The 354-nt window shown below is 35.6% G+C and carries 1 pseudogene; it reads right to left on the minus strand.

Annotated elements, in window-relative coordinates:
* A pseudogene (locus V6251_RS15195) lies at window positions 1-354 on the minus strand (hypothetical protein); the annotation flags it as partial.

The raw sequence follows: 354 nt of genomic DNA on the forward strand, positions 1-354 counted from the left end.
AAAAACAAGCCTAATACAAATAAAAATATTACAACTGCTCCAACATAAGCTGGTGCTTCTAATATCGTTTGGCTTCCACAATATGTTGGTAGACCTTTAGTATATTCTCTAGCGTCTGCTGGTGGCACACCTTGATTAACAATGTATTTATACACTGCAGAATCTTCGCCTACATCCTCTCCGCTTCCACCACCTAAAAATCTAGGTACAAATAGGTTAAAAGTTTCTAGGTTACCATAACTATATTCTGTAATATATTCTTTACTTAAACCGTTTGTGTTTTCTCTTTTGGACCCATTGGCATTGATAGTTAACTCGCTTTTACCACGTGTACTCTCTTTAACATAATCTTGT

It is taken from the genome of Olleya sp. Ti.3.14 (assembly GCF_038154885.1).
In the GTDB taxonomy this organism is placed as follows: domain Bacteria; phylum Bacteroidota; class Bacteroidia; order Flavobacteriales; family Flavobacteriaceae; genus Olleya.